This window comes from Nocardia abscessus NBRC 100374 (assembly GCF_000308455.1).
Classification (GTDB): Bacteria; Actinomycetota; Actinomycetes; order Mycobacteriales; family Mycobacteriaceae; genus Nocardia; species Nocardia abscessus.
This window is the reverse complement of sequence record NZ_BAFP01000032.1, coordinates 60,194-68,489: the sequence shown is the minus strand read 5'-3', so window position 1 is coordinate 68,489 and position 8,296 is coordinate 60,194. Positions and strand designations below refer to the sequence as shown.

Sequence of the window (8,296 nt, the reverse complement as noted above, 5' to 3'; positions counted from 1 at the left end):
GGCGTGGTCGGTCCGGCCGCGCGCGAGGAACGCACTCCGATCAGCGGCATCCGCAAGCGCACCGCGGCGGCCATGCTGCACAGCGCGCGCACCATCCCGCAGGCCGCCACGTTCGTCACGGTGGACGCCACCGCCTCGATGGAACTGCTCGACCACCTGCGCAGCACGAAACCTTTCACGGGCCTGACCTTGACGCCGCTGCCGCTGGTCGCCAAGGCGGCGCTGGCCGCGCTCGCCGATTTCCCCGGCATGAACGTCTTCTGGGACGAAGCCGCACAGGAGATCGTCACCAAGCGCTACGTGAATCTGGGCATCGCGGTGGCCACCGACCGCGGTCTGCTGGTACCGAACATCAAAGAGGCGCACACCCTGAGCTTGCGTGACCTCACCCGTGAGATCGGCTGGCTGGCCGACACCGCCCGCGCGGGCAGCGCCACCCCCGCCGACCTGCGGGGCGGAACGTTCACCATCACCAACGTGGGAGTGTTCGGCGTGGACGCCGGAGTGCCGCTGGTCAACCCGGGTGAGTCCGCGATCCTGTGCCTCGGCGCGATCCGCAGGCAGCCGTGGGTGGTGCGGGACGAGATCGCGGTTCGTTGGGTGACCACGCTCGGTGTCAGCTTCGACCATCGCGTGATCGACGGCGAACTCGCGGCCCGCTTCCTGGCCACCACCGCGGGCTTCCTGGAAGACCCGCTCACCCTGCTCAGCCGGGTGTGAACTCCCGCGCCACAGCGGTTTGCGCGGATCAGTCCGTGACGAGTCCGGCGGCGGCCGTGCGGATGACCTCCGGAATCTCCACCGGCTTGCGGGTCTCGGCGTCCACGTAGACGTGCACGAAGACACCGGTGGCGGACAGCTCGAGCGCACCGTCGGCCTCGCGGAAGATGGCCAGGTCGTAGGTGATGCTGGAGCGGCCGAGCCGGGAGACGCGCAAGCCGACCTGCAACTGATCCGGGAAGCTGAGCGAACCGAGGTACTGGCAGGAGGTCTGCGCCACCACCCCGAGCGCGGGCAGGTCGCGGATGTCGGTTCCGGTGGCGTGCATCAACCACGCGTTGACCGCGGTGTCGAAGTACGAGTAATAGGTCACGTTGTTCACGTGCCCGTAGTGGTCGTTGTCGGCCCACCGGGTCGGCACCGGCCAGAGCACCGGATACTGCTGCGTCACCCGGCCGACGATAGCTCAATGGGTGTACCGCCCTGCCGATGGTCGCGCGGGGAGACGCCGAAGTGCCTTTTGAACGCGGTGCTGAGCGCGAAGGCGCTGCCGTAGCCGACCTGACGGGCGATGGCCTCGATGGTGGCGTCGGACTCCTGGAGCAGGTCGGCGGCCAGCGCCAGCCGCCATTCGGTGAGGAACGCCATCGGCGGTTCGCCCACCAGGTCGGTGAACCGGCGCGCCAGTGCGGCCCGCGACACCCCCACCGCCTCGGCCAGGCCCGCGACCGTCCATCCGTGCGCCGGATTGTGCTGCAGCAGGCGCAGGGCCTTGCCGACCAGCGGATCACCGTACGCGTGATACCAGGCGGGCGCGTCTTCGCGGGCGAACCAGGCGCGCAGCGCCGCGATCAGCACCAGATCCAGCAGGCGGTCCAGCACCGCGCTCTGCGCGGGCTCGTCCTTGGTGACCTCGTCGACCAGGATGTCGAGCACCCGGCTGTCGAAGTCGCCGCGCTGCAATACGAGGACCGGCGGCAACGCGCGCAGTAGGCGCCGGCTGGCCGCGCCCGCGGACTCGTAGGTCCCGGTCACCATCAGGGTGGCCCCCTCGGGGTCGGTCCCCCACTGGCGGACGCCCAGACTGAGCGTCTCGCACAAGATTTCGCCCTGCGGCGTCTTCGTCACCTGACCGGGATGGATGATGATCTGCGGTTCGGTCGCCGGATCGTCGGCCACCGTGTACGGGGCCGGACCCCGGAAGATCGCGACGTCGCCCGCGCCCAGCTGCCGGGGCGCGCCCTGGTCGGTGACGATCCACGCGCCGCCGCGGATCATCGACAGCACGGTCAGCGGGGCGTCGTCCTGGATGCGCAGCGACCAGGGCGGATCCAGCAGCGAACACATCAGGAACGCGCCGCGGGCGCGAGGACCTTCGAGCAGACTGGCGAGCGCATCCACGCTCCCACAGTAGACGATCACGCATGATCATGAGCCGCTGAACCATGTTCCGTCTCGGCCCGGGCGGATGTACTGAAACCATGACACACACCAGCACCGACCAGAACCTCATCCTCGTGACCGGCGGCACCGGCAAGACCGGCAGCCGCGTCGTCCACCGGCTCCGGGCGGCCGGGCATCCGGTCCGGGTGGGCTCCCGCACCGCGCACGTCCCGTTCGACTGGGCCGACCGCGCCACTTGGCCCGCCGCGCTGACCGGCGTGCGCACCGCTTACGTCGCGTTCCAGCCGGATCTCGCGGTTCCCGGCGCGCCAGAGGTGATCCGCGCGTTCGCCGCGGCCGCCGCGCGCTCCGGCGTGCGGAAGCTGGTCCTGCTGTCGGGCCGGGGCGAGCCGGAGGCCGTCGAGTGCGAGCAGGTCGTACGGGAATCGGGCCTGAACTGGACCATCGTGCGCTGCAGCTTCTTCGCGCAGAACTTCAGCGAGGGCGCGTTCACCGACTACGTGCTGGCCGGGGAACTCGCCCTGCCCAACGGCGACGTGCCCGAGCCGTTCGTGCACGCCGACGACATCGCCGACGTGGCGGTCGCCGCCCTCACCTCGGACCGGCACTCCGGCCGGATCTACGAGCTGACCGGCCCGCGCGCGATCACGTTCGGCGAAGCGGTCGCCGAGATCGCCGCGGCGACCGGAAGGCCGATCGCCTTCGTGCCCATCTCCCGCACGGATTTCGTGGCCGGGCTCACCGAATCCGGGATGCCCGCCGACGCGGTGAGCCTGCTCGACTACCTCTTCGGCACGGTGCTCGACGGGCGCAACGCCGAGCCGGCCGACGGGGTACGCCGGGCGCTCGGCCGCGACCCGAAGGATTTCGCCGACTACATCATGGTGACGGCGGCCACCGGAATCTGGAATGTCCCGGCAGCCTGAGACGTTGAATCGATGAACAGGCTCGCTCGCGGACGAGACGCGCAGTGTCGAGCGTCCCGCACGGTCGCACGACCAGGTCGACGGTGCCCTGGACCGATTCCGCGGGCGAGGCTGGCTGTTCCCGGGGGTTCGCCGGTACCGTCGAAATGGTGGGGAGCCCGACCGTCGATCGTCCGATCCGGATCGCGCGCGCCGCGGTGTTCACCGTCTTCGCCCTGAACGGCTTCCTGCTCGCCATGTGGGTGGTGCACATCCCGGTCATCACCGACCGCACGGGGGTCTCGAAATCGACACTGGGGATGTTCATCCTGCTGATGGCCGGTGCGGGCATCGTCGGCATGCGGCTGGCCGGTCCGCTCGCCGATCGGTTCGGCAGTAGGACGCTGGTCGGCGCGGCGGCGTGCCTCGGGTCGGTCGCGGTGGTCGGACCCGGCCTCGCCACCGGACCGGTCACCTTGGCGCTCGCCCTGGCCTGTTTCGGTCTCGGCAACGGAGCACTCGACGTTTCGATGAACACCCAGGCGGTGCTTGTGGAACGGGCGTACCGGCGTCCGATCATGGCCGCGTTCCATGCGCTGTTCTCCGGCGGCGGCCTGCTCGGTTCACTGCTCGGAGCCGCCACGCTCCGGGCGGGCTGGGACGTGCGGGTCACCCTGATCGTCGCCGCGGTGAGCGGTGTCGCCCTGACCCTCACCCTGGTGCCGCGGTTGCTGCGCGAAACCACGCCCGGCGCGGAACCGGCGTCCCACGGCGTGCCGTCCATGCACGCGCCCGAACCGGACGTCACGCCGCTCGACCACGAGACGACATCACCCCGGCAGGACACCACGGCGCCCTGGTACGACACGCCACTCCCCCGGCACGAAACTCCGGCGCTGGAATACGACGCAGCGCCTACCGCGCAGCCGTTCGACCGTCACCGGGTGCGGCGCGGCTTCACCACGAGCCTCGAGATCCACGATCGGCACCGAAAAGTGTTCGCACTGGCCGCGATCGCCTTCGCGCTGCTGCTGGCCGAAGGCGTGGCGGCCGACTGGAGCACCTTGCAGCTGCGCGAACACCTGGGCGCCGATGCCGCGACCGCGGCGCTGGCCTTCGGCGCCTTCTCCACCACGATGACGATCGGGCGTTTCGCCACCGACCGGGTCAGCCAGGCGTTCGGCCGGGTCGCGGTGGTGCGCCACGGTTCGCTGATCGCCGCGCTCGGCCTGGCGGTGATCGTCGTCTCGCCCTGGATCCCGCTGACCCTGCTGGGCTGGGCCATGGCCGGGCTCGGACTCGCGGGCGGCATCCCGCAGATCTTCACCGCGGCGGGCAATCTGGGCTCCGCCACGGCCGCAACCGACATGTCCCGGGTGTTCAGCATCGGCTACCTCGGCCTGCTCGCCGGTCCCACGGTGATCGGCTGGCTCACCGCCGTGATGTCGCTGACCACGGCCATGGTCGTGCCGATGATCGCCATACTGCTCTGCTGCCGGTACGCGAGCGTCGTGGCCGCACCGCGTACGCCGGCGCGCTGAGCATTTCAGGAACCCGAGGCCGGCTCGACCATGGGCACCCGATCAATGGCCGAGCCCATGGCCTCCTCGACTCGATCACCACGCCGTCTCGGCTCGGGCGCGCCACCGATCGCTATTTGGGCGACACCAGGCACAGCGTGATCGGGTCGGGCTTGGGGTAGACGATCGTGTCGTTCTCCGTGGCCTTCGCGCCGCAGGCGGATTTGTCCGCGGTGCCGCGCACGATCCGGCCGATCTTGAAGTCGGCCGTCGAGCCGCAGGCGACCTTGGTGCTGGCACCGAGGAAGCCGCCGTCGATGCAGTCGCCCTCCTTGACGTTCAGCCGCAGGCACAGCGTGTAGTCGTTGCTGCCGGTCTGGTAGTAGCTGGCGTAATCCTTGGTCGGGCAGTCCCGGTTCGCGCCGTCCAGCCGTTGCGCCACCACGTAGTTGGCTTCCGCATCGGAGCATTCCTTGGTGGCGAACTCGGCTTTGACGGTGGTGCCCGATAACTTCGCGCACTGACCGATCTCGATCTTCTCGCCGTCCGAGCGGAACACGGTGCGGGCCCCCACGACCAGCAGGCCGATCACCACGACGACGCCGAGGACAGCCAGAATCTTCCCGATTCCGCCACCGCCGCTCCGATTCTGCTGTGGCGGCGGTCCGGGCGGCGGGAAACCGCCACCGGGGTAACCCGGCTGCTGCGGGAAACCACCCTGCGGCGGATAGCCCGGCTGCGGCTGGCCAGGGTAGCCGGGTTGCGGGTAGCCCTGCGGTTGACCGGGATAGCCCGGCTGGCCGGGAAAGCCCTGCGGCGCACCGGCGGGCGGCTGCTGCGGGTAGCCCGGCTGGCCGCCGGGCTGACCTGGATACGGATTGTGCGGTGGTGTGGTCATGGATCCCCTCCCCGGGTCTCGCGTGGTTCCGTGCGCACAGGGCGACGGGCGAACCCATGGAATCTAGCCGATCGGCGCGAGCACCGCCGTGCGAGATACCGGCTGGTTCCTCCTACCGACCGGTCGCACCGACGAACCGCCGCAACGGCTTCGGAAGTCGAGCCTTTCGGCCCGGCTCACAGATACAGTCCCGGGCTCACCGCATCCTGTGCGGCGGCGTCGATTCGCGCCTCGCCGTCGCGCGCCGCGACGAGCTCGGCCAAGGTCGCTCCATCCGGAAACGCGGTGGCCTCGCCCTCCTGCTCCCGCGCCGACCAGGCCGCCGCCTCCGCGGGAGACAGCCGCCCGATCTCGATCCGCGCCAGGCACCGGCCCGGCCGCGTCACGGCCGGATGCAGCCGGGACAGGTCCTCGTTGGTGGTGATGGCGACGAGCACGTCCCGGCCCTGGCCGAGCATGCCGTCGGTCAGGTTCAGCAACCGCGAGAGCCCCTGGCCGGCAGCTTCCTTCGCTTCGCCGCGAATCAGCTCGTCGCAGTCTTCCAGGACCAGCATCCGCCAGCGGGACGCGCCCTCGTCGTCGTTCTCGACACCCGCGGCCACGTCCATCAGATAGCCGGGCTTGCCGAACATCACCTCGGGGTCGAGCACGCAGTCGAACTGGCACCAGGCGCCCCAAGCGCGCGCCAGTGCGCGCAGCGCGGTGGTCTTGCCGGTGCCGGGCGGACCATGCAGCAGTACCAGCCTGCCGCGGACGTCGGCGGCGGTGAGCGACATCAGACGATCCATCGCGGCGGCGACCTGTCCCGTGTAGTTGCCGCGGATCGCGGGCCACTCGGGCGCCGAGATCGAGCGCGCACGCCGCTGCGGGCCGTGGGTGTGCATGTGCCAGAAGCCCATCTCCACGGTCTCGCCCACCTCCGGTGGCGCTGCCGCGTCGCGGATCGCCTCGGCGAGCAGTTCGTCCGCGAGCGTGTCGGTGACGGCGGTGACCTCGACCATTGCCGAACCGCCCGACCACCGCACCGACCGTAGCGACCAGCCGGGGCCGACCACCAGCGTCACCCCGCTGTCGTTGTCGCGCACCGTGCGCACCACGCGGCCGCGTTCGGGGCGCAGCGGCGCCTCCGGCCGCACCCGCTCCAGGTGCGCGGTGCGCGCGCAGGGGTGATCGCCGCGCAGGAACGGACCGAGCGCGAGAGCATCGATCGCGTCGCGGATCGAGTAGGTGGAATCGACGGTGACGGTCCACGGCAGCCGCTCGGCGGGATCGGCCGAGGGCTCGCCGGAACCGATCAACCGAAGAGGCTCATGACGTGCGGACACTCCGAGAATGATCCGGGGCGGCGGGCCGCGGTGTCCATCGAATTAGCAGAGCGCCCCGCCACGGACGGACTCGGTGGCGGGGCGCTCCGGGCGAAACCTCTGGACTACAGGGCCTTCAGTTCCTCGGTGACCGCTCCGACGGACTTCTTGGCGTCGCCGAACAGCATCGAGGTGTGGTCGGCGTAGAACAGCGGGTTGTCGATGCCTGCGAAGCCGGAGTTCATCGAGCGTTTGAGCACGATGACGCTGCGGGCTTGGTCGACGTTCAGCACGGGCATGCCGTAGATCGGGCTCGAGGAGTCCTCGCGGGCGGCGGGGTTGGTGACGTCGTTGGCGCCGATCACCAAAGCGACATCGGTGCGGCCGAATTCGCCGTTGATGTCGTCCATTTCCTTGAGCGCGTCGTAGGAGACCTCGGCCTCGGCCAGCAGCACGTTCATGTGGCCGGGCATGCGACCGGCGACCGGGTGGATGGCGTACTTGACCTCCACGCCCTTGGCTTCCAGCAACGAGGCCATCTCCTTGACCGCGTGCTGCGCCTGCGCCACCGCCATGCCGTAACCGGGGACCACGATCACCTGGTTGGCGTAGGCCATCTGGATCGCGGCGTCCGCGGCGGAGGTGGCCTTGGCCTGCTTCTGCTCACCATCGGAGGCGCCCGGTGCGGTTCCGCCGCCGCCGAAGCCACCCGCGACGATCGCCGGGATGGACCGGTTCATCGCCTTGGCCATCAGGTTGGTCAGGATGGTGCCGGACGCGCCGACGATCATGCCCGCAACGATCATCGCGGTGTTGTTCAACGCCAAACCCGCGGCCGCGGCCGACAAACCGGTCAGCGCGTTCAGCAGGGAGATGACCACCGGCATGTCCGCGCCGCCGATCGGCAGCACCACCATCAACCCGAGCACACCCGCGGCGAGCAGCAGCAGCACCATCCACCACCACGGCGCGCCACCGTCAGCGGCGCCGATGCCGATCACCACCGCGGCGACGACCGCGACGACCAGCAGCAGCAGGTTCAACGGTTGCTGCAGCTTCCCGACCCCGATCGGTTTGCCGGGCAGGATCTCCTGCAGCTTGCCGAACGCGATCAGCGAGCCCCAGAACGAGATCGAACCGATGATCGCGGCGAACAGCGACCCGACGATGATGTGCACGGTCGGCTCTTCACCGTGCTTGAAGCTCGAAAAGCCAGTGGTATCGAGGAATTCGGCCCACGCGATGAGCGCGACGGTGCCGCCGCCGACGCCGTTGAACGCGGCCACCAGCTGCGGCATCGCGGTCATCTTCGTATACCGCGCGGGCGGCACCCCGAGCACGACACCGATCACCAGCCCCGCGACGATCAGAATCCAGTTGCCGGTGTCGCGGACCGCGATCAACGTCGCGACCACCGCGAGGCCCATGCCGACCGCGGCGATCCAGTTGCCGCGCACCGCGGTCTTCGGCCCGGTCAGGCCCATCAGACCGTAGATGAACATCGCGAACGCGATGATGTAGAGGATATTGACGAGGTTGTCCATG

At 69.8% G+C, this 8,296-nt stretch carries 8 protein-coding genes; 3 read left to right on the top strand and 5 right to left on the bottom strand.

What is annotated here, in order from left to right; translation table 11 throughout:
* Nucleotides 1–720 (top strand): dihydrolipoamide acetyltransferase family protein (locus ON19_RS06075; protein WP_043688156.1); only part of this gene is annotated, 720 nt, incomplete at its 5' end.
* Nucleotides 721–748: 28 nt separating this feature from the next.
* Here the strand turns inward: ON19_RS06075 and ON19_RS06070 are convergent.
* Both ON19_RS06070 and ON19_RS06065 read right to left on the bottom strand, forming a co-directional pair.
* Complete coding sequence (locus tag ON19_RS06070) at nucleotides 749–1,171, bottom strand: acyl-CoA thioesterase (RefSeq protein WP_227954454.1); 423 nt, start codon at nucleotides 1,169–1,171, stop codon at nucleotides 749–751.
* Nucleotides 1,168–2,121, bottom strand: a complete 954-nt coding sequence (locus ON19_RS06065; RefSeq protein WP_043688122.1) for an AraC family transcriptional regulator — start codon at nucleotides 2,119–2,121, stop codon at nucleotides 1,168–1,170. Before ON19_RS06065 ends, ON19_RS06070 begins: the two co-directional genes overlap by 4 nt.
* 80 nt (nucleotides 2,122–2,201) lie before the next feature.
* Between ON19_RS06065 and ON19_RS06060 the strand changes: the two genes are divergently transcribed.
* The gene (locus tag ON19_RS06060; protein ID WP_043688120.1) at nucleotides 2,202–3,050 is read left to right on the top strand and encodes an SDR family oxidoreductase; all 849 of its coding nucleotides are present in this window, start codon (nucleotides 2,202–2,204) and stop codon (nucleotides 3,048–3,050) included.
* Between the two features lie 149 nt (nucleotides 3,051–3,199).
* Entirely contained in the window at nucleotides 3,200–4,570 is a 1,371-nt protein-coding gene (locus ON19_RS06055; RefSeq protein WP_438803618.1) for an MFS transporter, read from the top strand.
* Nucleotides 4,571–4,682: 112 nt separating this feature from the next.
* Here the strand turns inward: ON19_RS06055 and ON19_RS06050 are convergent, their stop codons facing one another.
* From ON19_RS06050 to ON19_RS06040, 3 genes are all read right to left on the bottom strand, one after another.
* A complete protein-coding gene (locus ON19_RS06050; RefSeq protein ID WP_043688118.1) occupies nucleotides 4,683–5,447 on the bottom strand; it encodes an LppU/SCO3897 family protein in 765 nt (254 codons plus the stop codon).
* A 176-nt stretch (nucleotides 5,448–5,623) separates the two neighbouring features.
* Entirely contained in the window at nucleotides 5,624–6,745 is a 1,122-nt protein-coding gene (locus ON19_RS06045; RefSeq protein WP_083899168.1) for a DUF5925 domain-containing protein, read from the bottom strand.
* Nucleotides 6,746–6,876: 131 nt separating this feature from the next.
* Complete coding sequence (locus ON19_RS06040) at nucleotides 6,877–8,295, bottom strand: NAD(P)(+) transhydrogenase (Re/Si-specific) subunit beta (RefSeq protein WP_043688113.1); 1,419 nt, start codon at nucleotides 8,293–8,295, stop codon at nucleotides 6,877–6,879.
* Nucleotide 8,296 lies beyond the last annotated feature (1 nt).